The 22,094-nt window shown below is 43.1% G+C and carries 27 protein-coding genes; 9 read left to right on the forward strand and 18 right to left on the reverse strand.

Features of this window, described 5'->3' with window-relative positions; genetic code table 11:
- Positions 1-19: 19 nt before the first annotated feature.
- Positions 20-484: a hypothetical protein gene (locus SMUL_RS06385; RefSeq protein ID WP_025344426.1), complete on the reverse strand. Its 465-nt coding sequence runs from the start codon at positions 482-484 to the stop codon at positions 20-22.
- A gap of 177 nt (positions 485-661) precedes the next feature.
- Here SMUL_RS06385 and nifH point away from each other — a divergent pair, with 177 nt between their 5' ends.
- Genes nifH through nifK form a run of 4 tightly spaced genes read left to right on the forward strand, consistent with a single transcriptional unit; the run spans position 662 to position 5,007 of the window.
- Positions 662-1,573, forward strand: a complete 912-nt coding sequence (gene nifH / locus SMUL_RS06390; protein ID WP_025344427.1) for a nitrogenase iron protein — start codon at positions 662-664, stop codon at positions 1,571-1,573.
- A 25-nt stretch (positions 1,574-1,598) separates the two neighbouring features.
- Entirely contained in the window at positions 1,599-1,958 is a 360-nt protein-coding gene (locus tag SMUL_RS06395) for a hypothetical protein (RefSeq protein ID WP_025344428.1), read from the forward strand.
- 30 nt (positions 1,959-1,988) lie between these two features.
- Positions 1,989-3,443, forward strand: a complete 1,455-nt coding sequence (gene nifD, locus SMUL_RS06400; protein ID WP_025344429.1) for a nitrogenase molybdenum-iron protein alpha chain — start codon at positions 1,989-1,991, stop codon at positions 3,441-3,443.
- Between the two features lie 10 nt (positions 3,444-3,453).
- Positions 3,454-5,007, forward strand: coding sequence for a nitrogenase molybdenum-iron protein subunit beta (gene nifK / locus SMUL_RS06405; protein ID WP_025344430.1), 1,554 nt, complete (start codon positions 3,454-3,456; stop codon positions 5,005-5,007).
- Positions 5,008-5,045: 38 nt separating this feature from the next.
- Here the strand turns inward: nifK and SMUL_RS06410 are convergent, their stop codons facing one another.
- From SMUL_RS06410 to SMUL_RS06420, 3 genes are read right to left on the reverse strand one after another with little or no spacing between them, the layout of a single operon-like run.
- On the reverse strand, positions 5,046-5,414 hold the full coding sequence (locus SMUL_RS06410) for a hypothetical protein (protein ID WP_025344431.1): 369 nt from the start codon (positions 5,412-5,414) through the stop codon (positions 5,046-5,048).
- A complete protein-coding gene (locus tag SMUL_RS06415; protein ID WP_025344432.1) occupies positions 5,411-6,460 on the reverse strand; it encodes a sensor histidine kinase in 1,050 nt (349 codons plus the stop codon). Before SMUL_RS06415 ends, SMUL_RS06410 begins: the two co-directional genes overlap by 4 nt.
- Entirely contained in the window at positions 6,447-7,082 is a 636-nt protein-coding gene (locus SMUL_RS06420) for a response regulator transcription factor (protein WP_025344433.1), read from the reverse strand. The genes SMUL_RS06415 and SMUL_RS06420 overlap by 14 nt, the downstream gene beginning before the upstream one ends.
- A gap of 130 nt (positions 7,083-7,212) precedes the next feature.
- On the opposite strand from SMUL_RS06420, the gene SMUL_RS17050 reads away from it, so the two are divergent.
- The 3 genes from SMUL_RS17050 (at position 7,213) to SMUL_RS06435 (ending at position 9,787) form a co-directional block, all read left to right on the forward strand.
- A complete protein-coding gene (locus SMUL_RS17050; RefSeq protein ID WP_025344434.1) occupies positions 7,213-7,539 on the forward strand; it encodes a hypothetical protein in 327 nt (108 codons plus the stop codon).
- A 148-nt stretch (positions 7,540-7,687) separates the two neighbouring features.
- Positions 7,688-9,253, forward strand: coding sequence for a bifunctional GNAT family N-acetyltransferase/carbon-nitrogen hydrolase family protein (locus SMUL_RS06430; protein ID WP_038533124.1), 1,566 nt, complete (start codon positions 7,688-7,690; stop codon positions 9,251-9,253).
- The gene (locus SMUL_RS06435; protein ID WP_084613096.1) at positions 9,254-9,787 is read left to right on the forward strand and encodes a ribonuclease HI; all 534 of its coding nucleotides are present in this window, start codon (positions 9,254-9,256) and stop codon (positions 9,785-9,787) included. It begins immediately after the preceding gene.
- A gap of 62 nt (positions 9,788-9,849) precedes the next feature.
- On the opposite strand, the gene SMUL_RS06440 is transcribed toward SMUL_RS06435, so the two are convergent.
- The 5 genes from SMUL_RS06440 to SMUL_RS06455 all read right to left on the reverse strand — a co-directional run bounded on the left by SMUL_RS06440 (position 9,850) and on the right by SMUL_RS06455 (position 12,708).
- On the reverse strand, positions 9,850-10,140 hold the full coding sequence (locus tag SMUL_RS06440; protein ID WP_025344435.1) for a sll1863 family stress response protein: 291 nt from the start codon (positions 10,138-10,140) through the stop codon (positions 9,850-9,852).
- Between the two features lie 21 nt (positions 10,141-10,161).
- Positions 10,162-10,311: a lmo0937 family membrane protein gene (locus tag SMUL_RS17055; protein WP_148295272.1), complete on the reverse strand. Its 150-nt coding sequence runs from the start codon at positions 10,309-10,311 to the stop codon at positions 10,162-10,164.
- A 14-nt stretch (positions 10,312-10,325) separates the two neighbouring features.
- Positions 10,326-11,111 (reverse strand): BON domain-containing protein, encoded by a 786-nt coding sequence (locus SMUL_RS06445; protein ID WP_223809787.1) that lies wholly within the window; start codon positions 11,109-11,111, stop codon positions 10,326-10,328.
- Between the two features lie 296 nt (positions 11,112-11,407).
- A complete protein-coding gene (locus tag SMUL_RS16580; RefSeq protein ID WP_025344437.1) occupies positions 11,408-12,331 on the reverse strand; it encodes a PA2778 family cysteine peptidase in 924 nt (307 codons plus the stop codon).
- Positions 12,328-12,708: a PA2779 family protein gene (locus SMUL_RS06455; protein ID WP_025344438.1), complete on the reverse strand. Its 381-nt coding sequence runs from the start codon at positions 12,706-12,708 to the stop codon at positions 12,328-12,330. Before SMUL_RS06455 ends, SMUL_RS16580 begins: the two co-directional genes overlap by 4 nt.
- 247 nt (positions 12,709-12,955) lie before the next feature.
- Here SMUL_RS06455 and SMUL_RS06460 point away from each other — a divergent pair, with 247 nt between their 5' ends.
- Together SMUL_RS06460 and SMUL_RS06465 are read left to right on the forward strand one after the other, a co-directional pair.
- Positions 12,956-13,669, forward strand: coding sequence for a response regulator transcription factor (locus SMUL_RS06460; protein ID WP_025344439.1), 714 nt, complete (start codon positions 12,956-12,958; stop codon positions 13,667-13,669).
- Positions 13,666-15,699 (forward strand): FIST N-terminal domain-containing protein, encoded by a 2,034-nt coding sequence (locus SMUL_RS06465; RefSeq protein WP_025344440.1) that lies wholly within the window; start codon positions 13,666-13,668, stop codon positions 15,697-15,699. Before SMUL_RS06460 ends, SMUL_RS06465 begins: the two co-directional genes overlap by 4 nt.
- Positions 15,700-15,760: 61 nt before the next feature.
- On the opposite strand, the gene SMUL_RS06470 is transcribed toward SMUL_RS06465, so the two are convergent.
- The 9 genes from SMUL_RS06470 to SMUL_RS06510 form a co-directional block, all read right to left on the reverse strand.
- Entirely contained in the window at positions 15,761-16,057 is a 297-nt protein-coding gene (locus SMUL_RS06470; RefSeq protein ID WP_025344441.1) for a sll1863 family stress response protein, read from the reverse strand.
- Between the two features lie 311 nt (positions 16,058-16,368).
- Positions 16,369-17,346, reverse strand: a complete 978-nt coding sequence (locus SMUL_RS06475) for a calcium/sodium antiporter (RefSeq protein ID WP_025344442.1) — start codon at positions 17,344-17,346, stop codon at positions 16,369-16,371.
- A 57-nt stretch (positions 17,347-17,403) separates the two neighbouring features.
- Positions 17,404-18,828, reverse strand: coding sequence for a glutamate synthase subunit beta (locus SMUL_RS06480; RefSeq protein ID WP_025344443.1), 1,425 nt, complete (start codon positions 18,826-18,828; stop codon positions 17,404-17,406).
- Positions 18,825-19,178 (reverse strand): hydrogenase maturation nickel metallochaperone HypA, encoded by a 354-nt coding sequence (gene hypA / locus SMUL_RS06485; RefSeq protein ID WP_025344444.1) that lies wholly within the window; start codon positions 19,176-19,178, stop codon positions 18,825-18,827. The genes SMUL_RS06480 and hypA overlap by 4 nt, the downstream gene beginning before the upstream one ends.
- 5 nt (positions 19,179-19,183) lie before the next feature.
- On the reverse strand, positions 19,184-19,657 hold the full coding sequence (locus SMUL_RS06490; RefSeq protein WP_025344445.1) for a 4Fe-4S dicluster domain-containing protein: 474 nt from the start codon (positions 19,655-19,657) through the stop codon (positions 19,184-19,186).
- A 1-nt stretch (position 19,658) separates the two neighbouring features.
- Positions 19,659-20,747: a hydrogenase large subunit gene (locus SMUL_RS06495; RefSeq protein WP_025344446.1), complete on the reverse strand. Its 1,089-nt coding sequence runs from the start codon at positions 20,745-20,747 to the stop codon at positions 19,659-19,661.
- Entirely contained in the window at positions 20,740-21,234 is a 495-nt protein-coding gene (locus SMUL_RS06500) for an NADH-quinone oxidoreductase subunit C (protein ID WP_025344447.1), read from the reverse strand. The genes SMUL_RS06495 and SMUL_RS06500 overlap by 8 nt, the downstream gene beginning before the upstream one ends.
- On the reverse strand, positions 21,235-21,660 hold the full coding sequence (locus tag SMUL_RS06505; RefSeq protein WP_025344448.1) for a 4Fe-4S binding protein: 426 nt from the start codon (positions 21,658-21,660) through the stop codon (positions 21,235-21,237).
- Positions 21,657-22,073: an NADH-quinone oxidoreductase subunit B family protein gene (locus SMUL_RS06510; RefSeq protein ID WP_025344449.1), complete on the reverse strand. Its 417-nt coding sequence runs from the start codon at positions 22,071-22,073 to the stop codon at positions 21,657-21,659. The genes SMUL_RS06505 and SMUL_RS06510 overlap by 4 nt, the downstream gene beginning before the upstream one ends.
- Between the last annotated feature and the right edge of the window lie 21 nt (positions 22,074-22,094).

Below are 22,094 nucleotides of genomic sequence, written 5' to 3' on the forward strand. Positions count from 1 at the left end.
TATTTTATAAAAAAATATCTTAACCTCTGAGCATAACCCCTAAGAAGATGGCGATAACTCCCAAGACAATATTGATAGGCAGTAAAATTGTAGGGAGCAGTCGCATTTTTGCTTTGGCTCCTGCCAAATCACCACGGTTAAAAAGTGTTTGTGCTTTGGAGCGTTGGATGTACATATACATATAATTAAGACTCATAATAGTCCAAATTGCCTCTTTAAGATGAATAAATCCACCTGCATAGCCAGCTCCTTTAATGATAATAAGCGCGCAGATGAGGCTGAGTGCAATAAAAGGCATCACAAGATTGAACAATCTTCCGACGATGTGCAAGTTAGTTCCAAGCCTTATGTTGGGTTCCTCAATCGTTTGAATCACGGGATGTACGGCAAATTTAATCGCAATCATACCGCCGACCCACACAACCGCCGAAAGAATGTGTAAAAAGATAATGATCGTTTTATAGTTTTCAAACCAAGTTTGCATACGCTCTCCTTTTCATATTATAGCAATGGATTATACCCTCCTACCCACCTTTGAATATTGATACTTTACATGTAGATATTTTGCTTTATATTTTTTATTTTTTCAAGCGTATTTTTTTCTACGGAACACAATATGCAAAAGTGTCTGGTGAAATATAAACTCACAAAGGAGAACAAAATGGCTGAACTCAGACAAATTGCTTTTTACGGCAAAGGCGGAATTGGTAAATCAACCACTTCACAAAATACACTTGCGGCAATGGCGCACTACTTCGGTAAAAAAATTCTTATCGTTGGATGTGATCCAAAAGCTGATTCAACACGTCTTATCTTGCATGAAAAAGCACAATGTACCATTATGCAACTAGCTTCAGAGGCAGGTACAGTTGAAGACCTAGAGCTTGAAGATGTATGTAAACCAGGTGCTGCTGAGTTTGATCCTGCGAATACAGATATTACAGAAGGTTTTATCATGTGTGCAGAGTCAGGTGGACCAGAGCCAGGAGTTGGTTGTGCAGGTCGTGGTGTTATTACAGCGATTAACTTCCTTGAGGAAGAGGGTGCTTATGACCAAGATTTAGATTTCGTCTCTTACGACGTACTTGGTGACGTTGTTTGTGGTGGATTTGCGATGCCAATTCGTGAAGGTAAAGCACAAGAGATCTACATCGTTATGTCAGGTGAGATGATGGCGATGTATGCGGCTAACAACATTTCTAAAGGTATTTTGAAATACGCAAACACAGGTGGTGTTAGACTTGCTGGTCTTATTTGTAATGCACGTATGACAGACCGTGAATACGATCTTTCAAAACACTTGGCAGAGCAAATCGGAACACAACTCATTCACTTCGTACCTCGTTCTAACCACGTTCAACGTGCAGAACTTCGTCGTATGACCGTTGTTGAGTTTGCAGATAAAACAGACCAAGCATTTGAGTACAAAGAGCTTGCTCGTAAAATCATTGCAAATGATCTTAAAGTGATCCCTAAACCGTTAGAGATGGATGATCTTGAGGCATTGTTGATGGAGTTTGGTTTGGAAGAAGAAGTCGAAGCAGATGCTATCGGTAAAAAAGCAACAGCTTAATTAAAATAGAAATAAGGAGCACACCATGTTTATTTGCGGATACCACTTCCCAGCATCTTTGGGAAATAAAATTAGTCATGAGCAAGTCGTAGAGAGAATCACAGCAGAAGTTGGCGATCTTTCAGATGTCAGTTACGCAGTCCTTACCAGTGAAAACCGTGATGGTATCAAACAAGAAGACCTAAGAGTTGAAAAGGGAACATTTCTTTTCACAGCATTGGCTGATTACTATAAAAAATCAGACATTGAAGGTGAATACAAAATGATTTTTTATACCAACAAGTACCAAATGAGTGAAGTTTCAAAAGCAGTCGATGGTGGTAAAACAGCAGACGTTTGTAAAAAACTTGACGATATGCTTCTCTACAGGGTCAAAGTCGCGTAAGCGTACTTTTTAAATAGAAAGGAAAATAGCATGACAACAGAAACATTGCTAAGCCAACAAGAAGCCGCAATTGCGGAAGTGCTTGCTGCTTACCCTGAAAAGGCGAAAAAAAGTAGAGAAAAACATCTTGGTGTTGATATGCCAGAGGGTGTTAAAGGTGCTTGTGATTCAACCAAGAGTAACAAACAAACCGTTCCAGGTGTTATGAGTCAACGTGGTTGTGCTTATGCTGGAAGTAAAGGTGTTGTTTGGGGTCCAGTGAAAGATATGATTCATATCTCTCATGGACCGGTTGGTTGTGGTCAATATAGCCGCGCAGGTAGAAGAAACTATTACATCGGAACAACAGGTGTTGATACCTATGTAACGATGAACTTCACAACCGACTATAATGAAAAAGACATTGTCTTCGGTGGCGATAAAAAGCTTAAAGCTGCTCTTGCAGAGATTGATGCGCTTTTCCCACTGAATAATGGTATTTCTATTCAAAGTGAATGCCCCATCGGTTTGATTGGGGATGATATTCAAGCAGTAGCCAAAGGTTATAAAAAAGAGTCTGGCAAGCCTACGGTTGCGGTTTCATGTGAAGGCTTCCGTGGTGTTTCACAAAGTTTGGGTCACCATATTGCGAACGATATGATTCGTGACGAGGTTCTTCCAGATAACTCTTATAAAAAAGATTTTGTATCAACTCCTTATGATGTCGCAATCATCGGCGATTATAACATCGGTGGAGATGCTTGGAGTTCAAGAATTTTATTGGAAGAGATGGGTCTTCGTGTTATTGCTCAATGGAGTGGTGATGCAACCTATAAAGAGTTAACGATCGCTCCAAAAGCGAAAATTAACCTTCTTCACTGCTACCGAAGTATGAACTACGTTGTTCGTCATATGGAGCAAGAATTTGGTGTGCCTTGGATGGAGTATAACTTCTTTGGTCCAAGTAAAACAACAGAGAGTTTACGCAAAATTGCAGCGTTCTTTGATGAGACAATTCAAGCTAAAACTGAAGCGGTTATCGCTAAATATACTGAGATGACTGATAAAGTCATTGCAAAGTATCGCCCTAAATTAGAAGGCAAAACCGTCATGTTGTATGTCGGTGGATTACGTCCTCGCCACGTTATCGGTGCTTACGAAGATTTGGGAATGAAAATTATCGGTACAGGTTATGAGTTCGGACATGGTGATGACTATAAACGTACCAAAGATGAGCTTAGTGGTTCAACCTTGATCTATGACGATACAAACGAGTACGAATTAGAGCAATTTGTCAAAAGACTTAAACCTGATCTTGTAGCCAGCGGTGTAAAAGAGAAGTACGTTTTCCAAAAAATGGGTTTACCATTTAGACAAATGCACTCTTGGGATTATAGTGGTCCGTATCATGGATACGATGCCTTTGCAATTTTTGCAAAAGACATGGATTTGGCGTTGAACTCCCCAGTATGGGCTCACACCAAAGCACCATGGGAATCTAACTAAGGAGAGCACAATGCAAGACGTAGAAAACATAGTAAATGGGCAGAAGCTCTTTTTAAAACCAGAGTATCAAGATGTTTTTAAAAATAAAAAGCAATTTGAAAGCAGTGCGGGTTCAACTAACCCTGAAAAAGTAATCGAAGTTGCTAAGTGGACAACGACATGGGAATACCGTGAGAAAAACTTAGCACGTGAGCACATCACGATTAACCCAGCCAAAGCATGTCAACCTTTGGGCGCTGTTATGGCTGCCCTTGGGTTTGAAAACACCATGCCGTATGTTCATGGAAGTCACGGTTGTGTGGCTTACTTTAGAAGCTACTTTACACGTCACTTTAAAGAGCCAACACCATGTGTTTCAGACTCTATGAGTGAAAGTGCAGCGGTTTTCGGTGGTTTGGCAAATATGAAAGAGGGTTTACGTAACTGTAAAGCACTTTACAAACCAGATATGATCGCCGTTTCTACCACATGTATGGCAGAAGTTATCGGTGATGACTTGAACGCATTTGTTATCGGTGCTCGCAAAGATGCTGAGGGTGAACTTGATGGTACACCAATCCCAGCGGCACACACACCATCCTTTGTTGGTAGCCACATCACCGGTTATGATAATATGATGAACGCGATTCTTCAAGAGCTTAACATGGTTGAAGAGGGCGTTGAAGTTGAAAAAGATAATGAGCGTATCAACATCATCCCTGGTTTTGAGTCATACCTTGGAAGTTTGAAAGAAGTGAAAAAAATCGCTTCTATGTTCAGCGACAAGATCGTAATGATCGGTGATCATGAAGATCAGTGGAACACACCAGCGGGCGAGTACAAACTCTTTTCTGGCGGTACACCTTTAGCCGTTGCAAAAACAGCAAGAGGCGCAGGTACGACGATCTCTCTTCAAAAGTACTCTACACAGGCTACTGCGAAGATGATCAAAGGTGATTGGAAACAAAACTACGTTACATGTAATCCAATTGGCTTAGGTGGCACGGATGAGTTTGTTATGAAACTAAGCGAGCTTACAGGCAAGCCTGTTCCTTCTGAGCTTACAAAACTTCGCGGTCAACTGGTCGATGCGATGCAAGACAGCTATCCGTATATGCACGGTAAAAAATTCGCCATCTGGGGAGATCCTGACTTCTTGTTAGGTGTTGTCTCTTTCTTGGTTGAAATGGGAGCGATTCCTGTACACGTTCTTTGCCACAATGCCCCACGTAAAAACTGGGAAAAAGAGATGCAAGCGATTCTTGATAAATGCACATTCAAAGAAGAGTGTCACATCTGGGGTGGTAAAGATCTATGGCATTTAAGAAGCCTTCTCTTTACAGAGCCAGTAGATTTCATGATCGGTAACGTTTATGGAAAAGAGCTTTACAGAGATACAAAAATTCCTTTGATAAGAATTGGTTTCCCAATTTTTGATAGACACCACTTACATAGATATTCTATCAGTGGCTACGAAGGTGCGCTCAACCTTTTAACGTGGATCACCAACTCCGTCCTAGACGCGTTGGATGAAGAGACAAAAGAGATTGCAAAAACAGATTATTTCTTCGACTGCGTTAGATAGTTCCTATGAAGTTGAGGGCTTCGGCTCTCTTCTTTTTTTTATTTTCCACCTTTACCTCCACCACCTTTTCCATTGCCACTACTGCCTCCTTTGCCCTTTCCTGTGCCAGTAGAACTGGTTGCATTGGAGTTTCTGCCTGTGAGTGCGTTGATCTGTTGTGTTTGCACATCTTCGCTTTTTTCAGCATTCAGATCAGACATCAATTGCTCTCGTTTGGCTTCATTTTCAATTCGTGCACGCTCTTTAATCGCTTGAATATAACGCTGACGGAACTGCCTAGGAGCTGAGATCATGTGTGTGGTGAGCTCTTCAATACTCTTACTCGTCTGTATCTCTTGTTCCACATCCTTTTCATCAAAAGCATAAAGGTGAACCATGAGCAAAATGGCAAGTGTTGCGTATTTCATGCTTTCTTCTCAGGTTCGAAAAGCAGGGCGATCGATGTGCCAGTCTCTGGATTACTTTCAAGTGTGATCTGAATGGCTAAACTGTCGCACAATGTTTTAACGATATTCAGTCCAAGCCCAAGCCCTTTTTCACTCTCTTTATAGTACCGCTCATAGACAAGCGTGCAGTTTTTGATGCCAATGCCTGTGTCGCTAATATTCACGCGATTGCCAACATTGCTCAGTGTGATGGAACCGTTTTTACGGTTGTATTTACACGCGTTTGAGATGAGATTGTCAAAAATCCTTGCAATAGAATCGGGGTCGCTGTGGACGACGCACGGTTCTGTTTTAAAGATAAACGTCAGTTTTGGGTAGAGCTTCTGGTAGAGTTTTGCCCTTACATGTAAAAGTGTTTCAAGATCAACTTCGCTTTTTTTAGGGATAAATCCTTGGTGTAAACTTTCTAAATTGCGGTGCAGTGAAGCGATGGTTTTTGCGGCGAGTTCAATACGCTCTAACGCTTCAGAAGGTGCTGATTTGGCGATAGCTTTTGTATTAAGCAGTATGGACGTGACAGGCGTGTTAAGGTCGTGGATCATATCTTTTAAGAAACTTTCTAAAAGATAGAGGGCATGTTTGAGCGGATAGAGCGCGTAAAACGAGTACAAAAGTGAAAAGACAATGATGGCACACAAAAGAAGGCTTAAGATCACGAGTACTTTGTTAAAAAGCGCATGAAGCTGCGCCTCATAGTGTTGGCTTGGCATAATGACTTTAAACATGGAATTTTTTGCACTTGGAATGGTGAAATACCCACACATTCCGCGATCACATGGCTGTAAATTGAGCTCATCGACACTGCTATCGTAAGGAATGACATCCATATCAAAGGCATAGTTTTGAAAATCATAGGTAAAAGATCTCATTTCTGAGAAGATTTGCTCTTCCATGATATGCTTTTGTTCGTTGTAGTAAAAATAGGCAACCAGTGTGATTAGGAGCATCAGTGTGGCAAAGAAAATACCAAATGTCTTAAAAAAAGCCTCTTTCTCATATTTTTTCAAGACGGTATCCTATGCCTTTGACGTTGATGACTTGTAGCGAAAAACGCTGTTTGAGTTTGGTGATATGCACGCGCAGTGCAACATCGCTTGGTTTCTCCATCACATTAAAAAAATGCTCTTTGAAGATGGTTTGACCCATGTTTCGCATCAGAAGATCAAAAATTTCTTTCTCCACAAAGCCAAGATCAACCTCTTTTTCCTTTTGAAAAATGCGTTTGTTTAAGAGATCGTAGGCAATGGAGCCGTACGCGAGAACGGGATTTTTTTTAAGTATATGCGCTTTAATGCGCACTAAAAGCTCGTCAAACTCAAAAGGTTTTTTGATGTAATCATCGCAAGCACTATCAAACGCTTTGGTAATCGTTTGAATGTCTTTATACGCACTGATAAAAAAAGCGGGCGTTGTATCGCCACTCTCGCGCAGGAGCTTGAGCAGATCAAGACCGTTTAGCAGTGGAACATTGATGTCGAAAAGATAGAGATCAAAACTATTTTCATACGAATAACTCAGTGCCTCTTCTCCATCATCGGCATGCACAACTTCAAACCCTTCACCCATCAGCAAGCCTTTGAGTGTTTCACTTAAGAGGTAGTCATCTTCAAGCAGTAAGATTTTTGACATGGAGTGCTCCTTACTCAAAGAATAGCAAATATCTGTTAATGAAGTGTTAAAGTAAAAAAAATTTGTCCTTAATACTTCGCTAACACATTCACCGTATAGTTTCATTATCACTATCTACAAAGGAGCATAGATGAAAAAGAGTCTTTTAGCATGGGTATTTTTAGGCGTTGTCTCTTTTGCAACGGACTATACCGCAATGAGCGCAACCGAACTCAGTGCCATGAGAGGAACCATTCCTGCCGAAGATAGAACGGCTTTTCAAGCGGCGATGCAGGAAAAAATGCAAACACTGAGTCAAGAAGAGCGTCAAGCGTTAACCCAAGCCCGTACGTCTAGCACAACAACAAGAAGCATGGGCGCAGGTTCGGGAAGTGGCAATGGTGCTGGAAACGGCAACGGCTCAGGAACGGGTGGCTCAGGTGGCAATGGTAAAGGCGGTGGACGAGGAGGGCGGTAATCGCCTCATTTGTTAAGAGAGCTTGGGCTCTCTTTGTTTTATTTTGATTCCTCTTTAATGTATCAATCCAACCCGCTCTGAAACCAAACTGTGCTAAGATAATCCTATACTTTGACCGTTTATATGTTAAAGAAAAGGAAAAATTTTTATGGCAAACAATGATGAATTAAAACAGACCAATAAGCTCGTTCTTCGCAATTTAGAACTCAAAGATTATGATCAAGTAAAAGAGATTATGGACAGAGTTTATCCCACGCTTGGGGGTTGGACGATGGAAGAGTTTAGTGCGCAACTTTCCACATTTGCAGAAGGGCAGATTTGCATCGAAGATGATGGTAAAGTGATCGCGGCGGCACAAAGTTTGATCGTGGATTATGACACGTTTGGTGATCGCCATACGTATAACCAAATCACGGGTAATGGACTTATCTCAACGCACGATCCTAAAGGCAATACGCTGTACGGCTTGGATATTTTTGTCGATCCCGATTACCGTGGACTTAGACTTGGAAGACGGCTTTACGATGCGCGTAAAGAGCTCTGCTATCGCCTTAATCTCAAGCGCATCATCGCAGGCGGGCGCATTCCAGGGTATGCTGCACATGCCGATGAGATGACCCCTTCAAAATACATTGAACTCGTCAAAGATAAAGAGCTCAGCGATCACGTTTTGGGTTTTCAACTTGCCAATGACTTTCACGTTCGTCGTGTTTTAAAAGGCTATCTCAAAGGGGACGCGGCTTCGCGTGAGTATGCTACGCTTTTGGAGTGGAGTAACGTCGATTATGAAGAGCCCCACACCAATCCAACGGTCAACCGTGGCATCGTGCGCGTGGGCATTGTTCAGTGGCAGATGCGTAATGTTAAAAGTGTGGAAGAATTTTTAGACCAAGTCGAATTTTTCGTGGACGCGATGGCAGGCTATAATGCTGATTTTGTGCTGTTTCCTGAATTTTTCAACGCGCCACTGATGGCTTTGCGTTCGGATGAAAACCCTGAAACGGCGATTCGCACCGTTGCGGCACATACGGATACGTTGGTGGAAAAAATAGGGCAATTTGCCGTGCGTTACAACATCAACATCATCGCAGGCAGTATGCCCGAATACGATGGTAATACGCTCTACAACGCCAGTTACTTGTGCCGACGTGATGGTACGAAAGATTCACAGAAAAAACTACACATCACACCCGATGAAGAGGCGTATTGGGGCATGCACGGAGGCGATAAACTCTGTGTGTTTGAAACCGATGTGGGACGTGTGGGCATTTTGGTCTGTTACGATGTTGAGTACCCAGAACTTCCGCGCCTCTTAGCCGATCAAGGCATCGATATTCTCTTTGTTCCATACTGGACAGACACGAAAAACAGTTACTTACGCGTGCGTCGTTGCGCGCAAGCCAGAGCGATTGAAAACGAGTGTTATGTGGCGATTTCTGGAAGCGTTGGAACCCTTCCAAAAGTTGAAAATATGGACATTCAGTACTCCCAATCGGCGGTCTTTAGCCCGTCCGATTTTGCGTTTCCACACGATGCGACGATTGCCGAAGCCACACCAAACACGGAGATGACGCTAGTCGCCGATCTTGATTTGAGTCTTTTAAAAGAGCTAAGAGAGCGAGGCAGTGTCCGCAATCTTCGTTCACGCCGTAATGATCTCTACAGTTTGAAATGGAAAGGCGATAAAGAAGATTTTGTTGTGGTTAAAGGCTAAGTGATACGACTTTTTTGCGACGGCAGTGTCAATGCTCACACCCACGTGGGCTTTGGCGCGTATGTTATGGTGCCCCAAAATGCTACGTTTGATTCTTTACATGTAAAGCTCAAAGCCTTTCATGATACCTCATCCACCAAGCTCGAATTGCAAACACTTTTATGGGCAGTGGAAGAGTGCAGAAGCCTTAGCGATGAGATTGTGATTTATACCGATTCGCAAAATATCATCACCCTTCCAAGCCGAAAAGAGCGGTTTGAGCGCAGGGGTTACGCGACAAATCACAAGGAGATTCATGAGCACGCTGTGTTGTACCAAGCGTTTTATAGGGTGATGGAGGAAGTGAACTGTTCGTTGGTGAAGGTGAAAGGGCATAAACTTGAGTGCAATAAAGATGCGATGGATCGCTATTTTACCTTGGTAGATCGTGCCTCGCGCGAAGCGCTTCGAAAAAGCGCTTCGCGCGAGGGTTTCCTACCAAGAAAACCCAAGATAAAGATGGCTTTTTTAAGCCTTACTTGGAAGCGTGCTTAGAGTTTTCGCCACTCGTTAATGAGAAAGTGGGGGAGCACTTTCTGACTAACGAGTGGCAAAGATTATTTGCCGAAGTGTTTTGAAGCGTGGTGCAGGGTAGATTTGGTGGATTGCCAAATGGATTCAACCCCTTTTTTCATCTCTTCAAATTTTTCTTCGCTTGCGTCTACAAGTTCTGCAAGTTTGCTTTTACCCTCATCCATTTTTTCTTCGAGTTGTTTGATCTGTTTATGCATCTCTATTTGAGCATCCGCACTTGCACCGGAGGCTTCTGCTTTAAATTTATCAATTTGAGCTTTTGAGGCGTCAAATTCTGCTTGGATTTTTTGTTGATACAATTCTTTATCACTCATAATGGATCCTTTTATAATAGTTTAGAGAACACGTCTTCCTTGAATAATTCGAACGAGCACTACGATCAGAGCAATGACCAAGAGAAGGTGTATAAACCCTCCCATGGTATAACTCGAAACCAGACCGAGTGCCCACATGATAATCAGTAAAAGAGCAATAGTATAAAGCATGTGGGTCTCCTTGTTTAATTTTTCAATGATGCGTCAATACTCATGGTATTGACAACACCGATAACACCGTCAACATCTTCGACAAGTTTGGTAACCAAGTCTACTTCAGCAGCATTTTGTGCTTTTCCACTTACCATGGCAACACCATCTTTGGTGGTGACACTGGTACGGATCGCACTCGTTGAGCTATGAAGCAACAAGGTCATTTTGACTTGAGCTGTGATGGAAGCGTCATCCATTTTTTCACCCATGGATTCAGGTTTTGCAAGTTTCATATTGTTTATGACACTTTTAACACCTTCCACTTCTTTGGCATATTGAGTTGTCAGTTCTTTTTTAGCAGAACTGCTAGCCTCACCTTTTAGGGTAACAACGCCATTTTTAACGGTAACTTCAGTTTTACTTGCACTGACATTGCTGTGAAACACAAGCGCTGTTTGTACTTTCATTCTTATCCATGTATCTGAGTTTTCAGGAAGACGATCTTCTCGTATAACGATCTTATTGTCAACACTTTTAACACCAGTAATGGCTTCAGCAGTATTACCTGCCATTGGTTTATGTGCGTCATCAAACACTTCGCCAGAGAGTGTAACCACACCCTCTTTTGAAGCAATTTTGATGTGCTCATCTTTTAAATAGGTCTTGTAAACAAAACTCTTTTTAAACGATGACTCAATTTGGTCATCCATATCAGATGCGTACGCTGAGATACTCATCGAAAGGATAACAGCAACAATCGCTGCTGCTATAAATGAGTATTTCATTGTCGCTGGATGTTTATACACTGAGGGTCTCAATGTTTGATCTTTTCGTCTTTTTTAGGATCGGTATGAGTATTGGTTTTATTTTTGTCGTTAAACATGATAAGTCCTTATGTTTTGGTCGGTAGATATTGAAATACACACGTATTCAGTCGATAGTATGGGTATGTAAATATGAAGCTATAAAAGTATTTTCATTGTTGAAAAAACTCTTGAACTCTTTCTTACATGTAAACATCTTACAAACCCTTGGTCACTTTTTGGTTATTTAAAGCAATAAGATCAAACTCTTTACATGTAAAACGTTTTACATGTAAAAGAGTTTTGATGGTTTATTCTTGCAGTCTTCGTTTGATCTCTTCGAGGGTTTTTTGGTATTCCACCGAAAAGACACCACCGATATCAACGGCTTCAAGCGCATACTGTTTTGCTTCACGCAATTTGTTTTCTCGCATAAGTGATTGCGCAAGGTTATTTAAGAGCACAGGGTCATGAGGCTTTAGAGCAAGAGAGCGTTTGTACTCTGCCGTTGCATTGAGATAATCTTGCATGTCCATATACATATTGGCTAACATCACCGAGCCCAAAGAGGAACCAGGGTAGGTTGCCACGTAGTTAATGGCGGCAAGTTTGGCTTGCTCTTTGTAGCCAACATCGTACATATCGGTAATGGCACGTATCATGGCTGGCTCATTGGAGGCAATAGGTAACAGTGGCGGTTTCAGTGCCACAATCGCCCAGCTTCCACCGCGTTGTGAGAACATTTCAAAGTCATCAAAACTCATCCATGTTTGATCTCCCTTAGGTGCGGAGAGAAATACTTTTTTGTCTGCTTTATCAAAACCTGTGACCACCGCGTAGTGCCATGCAGGAAGCGGCGTAAGTCCAAGATTGAACAGAACCAGTATGGGTGTATTGTTAGAAACTTCACTTAAAACGGGTGCGAGCCCAGGATTGAGTGTATAAGGAATGAGTCCGTAGCGTCTAGCAGTCGCTTTCATCTCCATTTGTAAGGAGCCTAAAAGCTCTGGCGTAAAGGTCGTTCCGACAACATCGCCATAGACAAACTCAACATTTTGATGCGTTAGCAGGGTTGCTAAAGACGCAGGACCACAAAAGTAAGCCTCTTGCGGGTAGATGGTTAATGAAAGCTTTTTAGACTCGACAATCGATTTATCCGCAGATAAATAGTCATAATTCTTAGAGACACACCCCGTAAAAAGCAAAAGGGTTGCGCAGAGAAGTAAGCGTTTCATTGCACACTTTTCGTAAAGTTAAACACTTTGGTAAAGCCTAAAATATCGGTAATTAAAAGAACGATAAAGATGAAAACCAAAACACCCAAGATGGCTCCACCTGCACTACCACCCGCAGGCATTGATTCTATTTGTTCGTTGATTTGCGCGATTTCTTCATCGGTGAGTGTCGCGATTCTTGCTTGGACATTTTCAGCACTGACACCAAACTCTAAGAGTTTAGATTGTACCTCTTGTTTCGCAAGAAAATTATCGATGGTAACACTTGAATGAGACTCATGCAATACATCTTTTGTACTGATGACACCCGCGAACATCGTACTACTAAAAAGGCTCAGAGATACGATAAAGGCTATGACGAATTTTGCAATGTTCATAATGAACTCCTTACATGTAAAGGGATCGATAAGCTTGTATTAAGCACAGAAGTTGGGGTTTAGGATTTAAGATTTGAGCCTTAAACCCTTTTCTTCACACACAAATCATTGTAATTCCTCTGGGTTATTTTTCAGTTATTTTTAGTTTGAGGTGTCTGCGTAGGGCTTGGGCGTACCCATGCGAGAAAAGAATCAATACTTTGCTATAGTAAAGTAAATCCAAATTCACCATTGTAAAGGATACACGATGTTAGATCTAGGTGTCATGTCCTGCTGCAACCGATACACGGTTTTATGTGTCGATGATGAAGAAGAGTTTTTGGAGTATCTGACTTCCATTCTAAAACAATACTTTTTAAAGGTTTATTCCGTCGCTTCCGTGAAAGAAGCGTATGCCATCATTGAAGACAATCCCATTGATATTATTATCACCGATTTGTACATGCCAAAGACCAATGGCATTGAGTTTATTAAAAAAATTCGAAGTGAACGCTCTTCGATCTCGGCTATCTTCTTAACCGCGTGTTTTGAAAAAGATTTTTTACATGCGGCGGTTCCTTTGGGTTTGGATGCGTATCTCATCAAACCTGTCTCGTTGGAAGAGCTTTTTGAAACCTTGCAACGCACGGTTGAGCTTATCGAAAAGCGCTCAGTTAAAACCTATACGATCAAAGGCGGTACTTCGTTTGATCTGTGCGATGAGGTGCTGTATGAAACGGCGAGTCGCAAAATCATCAATGTGACCCAAAAAGAGCTTGCACTGCTCTGTTTGCTGATTAAAAACCAGCATACGATTTTAAGTAAAAGCGTCATTGAGAGCTATTTGTGGGAGTTTGAATCCATTGCAAATAGCGCTGTTAAGACGTTGATCAACAGAGTCCGAAATAAAATTGGTAGTGATGCTATCGTCACACACAGCACGACGGGATATTCTATTGTGCTCGAGGAATTAACTCCATGAAAATATACACCTATCGTTTTATATCGCACGAAGATTTTGCCCTATTTATTGAACTCAAAGAGCTAAGTTCCGCTCCCAATATTTTTGTCATGTGTTACTCAGGTATTGATGATCAAGCGATCAATAAAGAGATTCTTACCAGCATCAAAACGCTCCTGCCCCAAGCCTCCATTATGGGTTCTACCACCGATGGAGAGATCTTTGAAACCGAGGTAATGATACACTCGTTTGTGCTCTCCCTTACAACGTTTGAGAGCACAAACTTGCACATCGAGCTTTTCCCGTGCGACCAAGACTCCTTCAAATCAGGACAAATGATCGCGCATGAAGGGATAAAACTGGGTGCTAAAGTGGCGATTATCGTTGCGGATGGCATTGTCACCAATGGCGATCATTTGATGGATGGCGTGAACTCTATTGCACCCGATTTAGTTGTGGCAGGTGGACTTGCGGGAGATAATGGACGGTATGAAGAGAGTTTTGTCTTTTGTGACACAGAGGTTCATTCCCACTCCATCGTGGTGGGCTATCTCATCAGTGACACACTCGAAGTGTACCACACCAAAAGCTTTAACTGGGCGCCGATGGGCCCTAAGTTCACCGTTACCCGTGCCGATAAAAACTGCATCTACACGGTCGATAACATCTCTGTACTGGAACTTTACCGTAAGTATTTAGGTTCCGCCCTTGCCCAAAAACTTCCCCTTGGTGGCATCGAATTTCCTTTTGTGTATTACAAAGAGGGACATTTAATTGGTCGCGCACCGATTCGTCTCAATAGCGATGGCTCGGTGGTTTTCGCGGGCAATATTGCCGAGGGTGAGATCGTCCAGTTTGGATTTGGTGACATTGATGCCATTTTGGCGGATGCGAGGGAAATTATCTCTAATTTAGCAGAGTTTGCTCCTGAAAAAGTGATGATTTTCTCCTGCATGACGCGCAAAAACTTCCTAGGTGAAGATGCCCGCAATGATTTTGAAGGGCTTGCTTCCATCGCACCTTCGACAGGATTTTTTACCTATGGCGAGTTTTTTCACGATTCAGATCATAAATGCAACTTTTTGCTCAACGAAACGATGACAATTTTTGGGCTCAAAGAAGGGAAGACAACCCCAAAAGAGAACATAAAACAGATTCAAATCATTCCATCCAAAGTGCCGCAACGGCATCATCGCTACTCGGAGACGTTTGATGCACTTTTACACATTGGCAAGCAAACCGCTTTGGAATTAGGCGCACTCAATTCAACGCTTAACACCAAAGTGGAAGAAGCGGTCAAGCGCTATCAAGCCTCAGAGGAGCTCATCATCATCCAAGCGCGTTCTGCCATCATCGGTGAGATGCTCAGCATGATAGCCCACCAATGGCGCCAACCGCTCTCGATCATCGGCATGGTTGTGAACAAAGTTCGCCTCTCAGCTCTCAATGCTGTCTCGAGGGATGAAGAGCTTTTAACCGACATCAGCGTTGTGGATCGCAATGTGAGTTATCTCTCCAACACCATCGAAGATTTTAAGAATTTTTTCAAACCAGAGGTTAAAAAAGAGTGGCACACCGCTTCAACGATCTGTGAGCAATTGCGCTCTTTAGCCGATCCGATTTTAAAGATGTACAAAATTGAACTGGACATCATACTGGGTGATGAGAAGAAGTTTTTCATCTATGGAAGTGAGCTGGTTCAAGTGCTGCTCTCCATCGTTTCAAACTCGAAAGATGCGATTTTCGAGCAACAAAAAGAGGATGGAAAGATCACCATTTTGTGTGAATACAGACCGCTTAAATCCATCTACCGTTTCACGGTTTCGGACAATGGCGGAAGCATCTCCGATGACATCATCAAAGTGATGTTTGAGCCTTACATCTCCAGCAAAGGCATCACTGGAACAGGGCTTGGACTTTATATGGCAAAGACGATTATTGAGAAGCATTTTAAAGGAACGATTTGCGGTAAAAATATCGAAGGTGGTGCTCGTATCACGATAGATTTTCCGATTGGCACCCAAGAGAGTATGGCTCTTACAACGCTTTAATCCATGCAAAAATTTTTACATGTAAAGCGTTAAGAAGAGAGCGTTACTCTCTTCTTTTTGTTTAAGAAAGTGATTTAAATTTGGTCGCAGTGTCCGCAAACGCAATGATGATGCTATCCCACATAATTTCAAAATTTTTCTTGGCAGATTCAAAACTGCTGCCGGTCATTTTGACCAATTCCGCCAGTCTGATTTTTCCCTCTTCCAGTTTGCCTTCAAGTAATTTAACGTGTTTGTTTAATTCGAGTTGCAGATGCGTACGTGCCGCAAACGCTTGGGTACGAAACTGAATCATCCCCGTTTTCCACTCATTGAGTTGGGTCTGTTTTTTTTGTTGATAAAGTTCTTTGTCGTTCATGGGCTTTCCTTTTGGGTCTATCGTTGGTTGAGTAGATACATGTGAAGTGACACGCAGAGATTAAAATGCACAAAATAAAAAATGCTACTTATCACGTTCACTATACTCTTATTTGGACGATTGTGGTGTCTTTTGGAGGGCAAATGGGAAGATCGCTTCATTCGTTACGAAAGTACCCATATAAAAGATTTTACTGCCAACATGCGATCAATTTTTCGCCAAATTTCCTAAAATAAGGGTGCACGTCACACATGCAGTTCCTAGTACCTCTTTATGCAATATTTTGCATTAAATATCGTTACATGTAACTGTTAAAGAGCAATAGCGCCCATGGCTAAATAGATTGTGTAAGCACCATAACCTAAGAGTAAAATAGCGCCTTTTTCAATGCCAATTCTGTTATTTTCACGTTTGCCACCGTATGCCATAAGAAAAAGTGCTAATGTCATGGCAAACATGACACTCCAATCTCGGTAAAAAATCTCAGGTTCAAGCGCACCATTAGGAGCAATAACACTCGCAACTCCCATCACGGCTAAAATATTAAAAATATTGGAACCCACAACGTTTCCAATAGCAATATCAGATTCACCTTTTTTAACGGCTGCAATGGATGTAGCAAGTTCTGGCAAGGAGGTGCCAAGCGCAACGATGGTGAGCCCAATAATCAAATCGCTCACACCCAGTATCGTGGCAATGCCTACTGCTCCCCACACAAGCAGTTGAGAACTTCCCACAAGGAGGAATAATCCAAGGACAAGCAAAAGAATACTCATCGTCAGGCTCATGGTTTTGTGACTTATTTCATCTTCCATCTCATTGATTAGACTATCTTTGCGTGTTTTAAGCCCACCTCTAATGGTCCAGCCAATAAAACTAAATAAGGCAACTAAAAGCACTACGCCTTCACTAAAGCTTAGGGATGCATTAAAAAGCATATAACCTGCAAGTAGGCTAATAAACAAAGAGAGTAAAATATTTTTTTTCATCACATTGGAATGTAAAGAAATAGGGGCAATCAACGCACTGATTCCTAAAATAAGACCAATATTCGCCGTATTGGAACCTAGGGCATTTCCCATAGCAAGGGCAGGTGTATCATTCAGTGCGGCAATAGAAGAGACGGCAATTTCAGGAGCACTGGTTCCAAATCCAACAATTAAGATACCAATAAGTAAGGTTGGCATTCCAAGATGCATGGCAAGTGAGGTTGCACCATCGACAAATTTATCGGCACTCCATACCAGTAAAACAAGGCCTAAAATCAGGCCTAAGGAAAAAAGAAGCATCCACCAATCCTCTGAGCTAAAATGAGGAATATTGTACCTTTTTTTAGTAAATGTGCTTTACATGTAAAGCTTCTGATCCTCAACAACGCCCAATTTTCGAGCAATCGCCACAGCAGCCGTTCTGCCATCTAACGCGGCATTGACAACCAAGTTGGCACCTCTGACCACATCGCCACCTGCGAAGATGAAGGGATGGCTTGTCTCTTTATTTTCATCGACGATAAGCGTATTTGAGCGACCCACGGCGAGATTTAACTCATCGTAAAAGCTAAAATGTTTGGCTTCAAAACCAAGCGCTAGGATGATGCTATCGGCTGGCAGGGTTTGAACACTGTGTGGTTTGGTTTGCAGGCGCTTGTTCTCATCGGTATAGGTTTCCATGATCTCAAGCCCAATGACACGATGTTCATCGTCCACCAACGCTTTTTTGGGCAGGGCATTAAAGATAAACTGTACCCCTTCTTCTTTGGCATTAATGACCTCGCCGCGACTTCCAGGCATGCTCTCTTCGCCCCTGCGGTAGACACACGTCACACTTTTGGCTTTATGACGAATGGCGGTACGAAGTGCGTCCATCGCGGAGTCTCCACCGCCAATGACAACAACGTGTTTGTTGCGTAACACTGATTTTTGGAGTGCATGATCGAAAAGGTTTTTTTGTGTTTGAGTCAGCAGTGTCATGACTTGATGCACGCCGTTCGCATCTTCGTTTTCCATGTCGGCACTACGACCTTTGGGCACACCTAGACCTAAAAAGACAGCATCAAATTTCTCTTGAAGCTCGCTGAGGCTCACATCTTTTCCCACTTCAGTGCTCAGGTGCACTTTCATGCCCGCTTCTTTCATCCACTCAAAACGTCGTAAGATGACACTTTTGGGCAGTTTGAAGTTCGGAATGCCGTACATCAAAAGTCCGCCGACACGGTTTTCTCTCTCATACAGCTCGACTTCGATGTTGGAGCGAAGCAAAAATGTCGCACAGCTCAGACTCGCAGGGCCACTGCCCACAACGGCGACTTTGAACTTTCGACCTTCCGCTTGACCGTAATCGGGAATGGCGCCTTGTTCGTACGCTTTTTCATTTAAAAAGACTTCGACATTGCCGATGGAAACGGCATGGTACTCTGTTTTCTCTAGCGTACACGAACTCTCGCAAAGCCCTTTTTTAGGGCAGACGCGACCCAGAATTTCAGGAAAAGGTGAGCGTGCATTGGAGAGTTCAAACGCGCTTAAATAGTCATGCTCATAGGTTTTTTTAAGCCACCTAGGAATGTTGTTATTGAGCGGACAGCCTGTGCGACAAAACGTAAACTCACTCTCAAGTCCACGCAAAAGATCGATGGGGCATTGCAAACAACGACTCGCTTGCGCCTTGGCTTCGCTCTCTTCAAAGTTATGATAAATCGGGTAATAATCCTCAACACGTTCCTCTGCAGGGCGTTTTTTCGGGTACGCTTTTTCGATCGTCTTGTAACTTCTCATCTTACATCCTCAATGATCTCTATACTTTTTACATGTAACTCTTGCCCACCTATCATGGAGACGTCCTCGCTGTGACATTTGGGACAGATAAAATGGTTCTCACTCACGACACTTTGTTCATGACACGAGGTACACAACAGCACCACTTCGCACAGCTCAACAACGAGCGTTGCATCGTGACAAATGGTCTCTTCTTTAAAGGTATCAAAACACTGTTCCAAAAAATGAATTTCAATGCCACTGAGTCTTCCCACACGAATTTCAAGGCGTTTAATCGCCTTGGCATCGTGTTTTTTCGCCTCTTTTTCACACAAATCAATGAGTGAAGCGACGATGGAATACTCGTGCATAACCCTTAGCCTTTGGCTGCCATAAGCGTTTCAAACGTATCGTAATCGACCAGACGAATCGCATCGGTGGTGCAGACGCGCACGCACGAAGGCCCTTCGGGATGGCTAAAGCAGAGATTGCATTTCACCGCAACGCGTCGATCTTCTTTTTGAATCATGCTAATCGCGCCATAAGGACAGACGAGTGAGCAGCATCCGCACCCGACACAGGCTTCTTCATGCAGTTTGATAAACCCATCCATCCGCTCAATGACGCCATGCGGACAAATAATCGCACACGGGGCATCTTCGCAGTGCATACACTGAAGTGGCGCCGTTTTGGTTTCCACTTTGACAACACGATTCCGTGAAATCAGCGGCACTTTGGTCGTATAGGCTTCCTCAAAGGCAATGCCTTGGTAACTAGCAGCACACGCCAACTCACAACTCAAACACCCCACACATTTGGTGCTATCGGCTAAAATAAATCGATGTCTCATCTTAACGCTCGGTACAGGAGATACAAGGATCGATGCTGTTAAAAATGAGGGCAACATCGTCAATGCTATTGTTGGGCATCATCACTTTGAGCGCTTCCCAGTTCATATAGGTCGGCACGCGCCACTTCATCCGCTCAGGCTTTTGACTGCCATTGGTTTTGAGGTAATAGACAAGCTCACCACGCGGCGCTTCGGTGCGAGAGATGGCTTCGCCTTCTGGAATGAGCGTGCGTGTGGGAAGCACAATATCGCCTTTGGGCAGGGCATCCAGTGCTTGATGAAGCAGTTTCATGGACTCTAAAATTTCATACAGTCTTACTTTGGCGCGGGAGAGCACATCGCCATCTTTTTGAAGTACGACATCAAAAGAAAGTTTGTCATACGCAGCATACGGGGAGCGTTTTCGCACATCATTGTTCACACCACTTGCGCGTGCCACAGGGCCTACAACGCCCAGTCTCAGAGCATCTTCATAGCTCAAAACGCCCACACCAGAAAGTCTGGAAATAAGCGTGTTATCCGTTTCAAACAGAGCGATAAACGATTCGATCTTGCTTCTATTTTTATCCAGTGTCGTTTTGATGGAAGCGATCAGTTTAGCATCCAGATCAAATTTTACGCCACCAATCGTGTTGGCGCTTAAGTCCATGCGATTGCCCCAAATCAGCTCTTTCAGGTCTTGAAAATCCTCACGTGTCTCTAAAAACTGGGTCATCAACGCTTTATTGTGAATGAGATGGCTGAGCATGCCAAGATTAAAAAGATGGCTTGCAATGCGCTTGATCTCATCAGCAACGACGCGAAGGTAAAGAGCGCGCTCAGGCAGGCTCAGTCCTGCGATTTTCTCCACTGCCATGCAGTAAGTAAACGGGTGGTTGTTGGAGCAGAGCGCACACACTTTTTCGGTGATGATAAGATTTTGCAAAAAATTTCGTTGAAGCACGATAGACTCGATGCCACGGTGAACAAATCCATTGATCATATCAACCGTTTTGATCGTTTTGCCATCACGATTGGGTTCGATTTTAAAATAGATGGGTTCTTCAAGTGCCACATCAAACGGTCCTAAAATGACTTTGGTGTTATCCATGAAGGACTCCTTCTTCTGCTTTGACGCGGTTCCACAGTGCTTGGCTGACTTTGCCATTCATCGCTGAGGAGAGCGAATAATACTCTTTAAGAACATCCTCTTTAATCGCTTCATCAAGAAAAAGGCGTTTGGGATTGGGGTGATTGAGGATAGCAATACCGTAGATTTCAGAAAGTTCCCTCTCCGTCCAGTCCGCACTTTTAAACAGTGGCGTGATGGAGGGCACACTCTTGTCCGTGATGTGCAGTTTGACATTGATCATAATGCCATCAAGGTCGAAGTGATAGACCAGTTCATGTGCCTCAACTTTCTGGTACGCAGTGATCATACAGACCCGAGCATTCATGGTTTGAAGGATTTCTGCAAGGCTTAAAAGCAGGGCTTTATCGTCTATTTCGCACCAAAGGCTATCACCCTGAGCGTCAAAATGGCACCCCAATTTTAAGGCACCAAGAACGTCATTGAGTTTTACATGTAAAGATTTCATTTAGAGGACTCTTTGTTTGAAAGTATGCTCACGCCTGCATTTTGGGCAGAGTTTAAACAGAGCGGTAATAGGTTGACTCACGTTTTTAAACCCACGTTTAAGCATCGTTAGAGGAACGTTTATCATCGGTTCATGGCAGTGGGGGCACTGCGTATATTCGACCATATTGGCGGTGATGGAGGTGTATTTTTCACTTTGCGGTGTCGCTTCAGCCAGCGTGTTGCTGAGCGTGATCGCACCCGTTGGGCAGAAGTAGGTACAGTTACCACACACGGTACAGGTGTTATGCCAGATGATGAAGTCGTAGCTTTTGTGTGGCTCAACACACGAGATGTTGATCGCACCAGCTGGGCAGACAAACGCACAGGTTTGGCACAGAACGCATTGCTCTTTATCAAACGTGATTTTTCCTTTGTAGGCATTCATGCGCTCACCTTCTCTTTCCAAAGCGCACAGGCTTTAATGAGTCCATCGACAATAGTTTGAGGCGAGGGTGGACATCCAGCAATGTTGACATCGACATTCACAAAGCGATCCAGTGGTCCCTCTATAGAGTAACTATCGCGAAATACGCCCCCCGTGATCGGGCATATTCCCATGGCTACGACCACTTTTTCATCGGGCAGCCGTTTGAGCGTGGCTTCTAAGAAAGGTTTGGATCGCGTGGTGATGGAACCCGTGACGATGACAATATTTGCCTCTTCAGGAGTGTTGGTGTAGGTGCAATGAAGCGTGTCAAAGCCAAATTTTGGAACAAGGATGCTCGCCAAAAGCTCGACATCACAGCCATTACAGGAACCTGCATTGATACGATAAACGTTAATATTATTATCTATCATAAAGAGTCTCTTTAGTTTATA

Origin of the sequence: Sulfurospirillum multivorans DSM 12446, assembly GCF_000568815.1 — a bacterium.
Taxonomy (GTDB): domain Bacteria; phylum Campylobacterota; class Campylobacteria; order Campylobacterales; family Sulfurospirillaceae; genus Sulfurospirillum; species Sulfurospirillum multivorans.

Coding starts and splice junctions, on each gene's coding strand:
- nifH (WP_025344427.1), top strand. CDS start 662: ATGGCTGAACTCAGACAAATTGCTTTTTACGGCAAAGGCGGAATTGGT.
- SMUL_RS17055 (WP_148295272.1), bottom strand. CDS start 10,311: ATGCTTTATACTATTGCTCTTTTACTGATTATCATGTGGGCACTCGGT.
- SMUL_RS17050 (WP_025344434.1), top strand. CDS start 7,213: ATGAAAAAGAGTCTTTTAGCATGGGTATTTTTAGGCGTTGTCTCTTTT.
- SMUL_RS06475 (WP_025344442.1), bottom strand. CDS start 17,346: ATGCTTCTTTTTTCCTTAGGCCTGATTTTAGGCCTTGTTTTACTGGTA.
- SMUL_RS16580 (WP_025344437.1), bottom strand. CDS start 12,331: ATGAAACGCTTACTTCTCTGCGCAACCCTTTTGCTTTTTACGGGGTGT.
- SMUL_RS06410 (WP_025344431.1), bottom strand. CDS start 5,414: ATGAAATACGCAACACTTGCCATTTTGCTCATGGTTCACCTTTATGCT.
- SMUL_RS06420 (WP_025344433.1), bottom strand. CDS start 7,082: ATGTCAAAAATCTTACTGCTTGAAGATGACTACCTCTTAAGTGAAACA.
- nifD (WP_025344429.1), top strand. CDS start 1,989: ATGACAACAGAAACATTGCTAAGCCAACAAGAAGCCGCAATTGCGGAA.
- hypA (WP_025344444.1), bottom strand. CDS start 19,178: ATGCACGAGTATTCCATCGTCGCTTCACTCATTGATTTGTGTGAAAAA.
- SMUL_RS06505 (WP_025344448.1), bottom strand. CDS start 21,660: ATGAATGCCTACAAAGGAAAAATCACGTTTGATAAAGAGCAATGCGTT.
- SMUL_RS06495 (WP_025344446.1), bottom strand. CDS start 20,747: ATGGATAACACCAAAGTCATTTTAGGACCGTTTGATGTGGCACTTGAA.
- SMUL_RS06490 (WP_025344445.1), bottom strand. CDS start 19,657: ATGAGACATCGATTTATTTTAGCCGATAGCACCAAATGTGTGGGGTGT.
- nifK (WP_025344430.1), top strand. CDS start 3,454: ATGCAAGACGTAGAAAACATAGTAAATGGGCAGAAGCTCTTTTTAAAA.
- SMUL_RS06465 (WP_025344440.1), top strand. CDS start 13,666: ATGAAAATATACACCTATCGTTTTATATCGCACGAAGATTTTGCCCTA.
- SMUL_RS06470 (WP_025344441.1), bottom strand. CDS start 16,057: ATGAACGACAAAGAACTTTATCAACAAAAAAAACAGACCCAACTCAAT.
- SMUL_RS06510 (WP_025344449.1), bottom strand. CDS start 22,073: ATGATAGATAATAATATTAACGTTTATCGTATCAATGCAGGTTCCTGT.
- SMUL_RS06440 (WP_025344435.1), bottom strand. CDS start 10,140: ATGAGTGATAAAGAATTGTATCAACAAAAAATCCAAGCAGAATTTGAC.
- SMUL_RS06430 (WP_038533124.1), top strand. CDS start 7,688: ATGGCAAACAATGATGAATTAAAACAGACCAATAAGCTCGTTCTTCGC.
- SMUL_RS06455 (WP_025344438.1), bottom strand. CDS start 12,708: ATGAACATTGCAAAATTCGTCATAGCCTTTATCGTATCTCTGAGCCTT.
- SMUL_RS06500 (WP_025344447.1), bottom strand. CDS start 21,234: ATGAAATCTTTACATGTAAAACTCAATGACGTTCTTGGTGCCTTAAAA.
- SMUL_RS06385 (WP_025344426.1), bottom strand. CDS start 484: ATGCAAACTTGGTTTGAAAACTATAAAACGATCATTATCTTTTTACAC.
- SMUL_RS06460 (WP_025344439.1), top strand. CDS start 12,956: ATGTTAGATCTAGGTGTCATGTCCTGCTGCAACCGATACACGGTTTTA.
- SMUL_RS06480 (WP_025344443.1), bottom strand. CDS start 18,828: ATGAGAAGTTACAAGACGATCGAAAAAGCGTACCCGAAAAAACGCCCT.
- SMUL_RS06395 (WP_025344428.1), top strand. CDS start 1,599: ATGTTTATTTGCGGATACCACTTCCCAGCATCTTTGGGAAATAAAATT.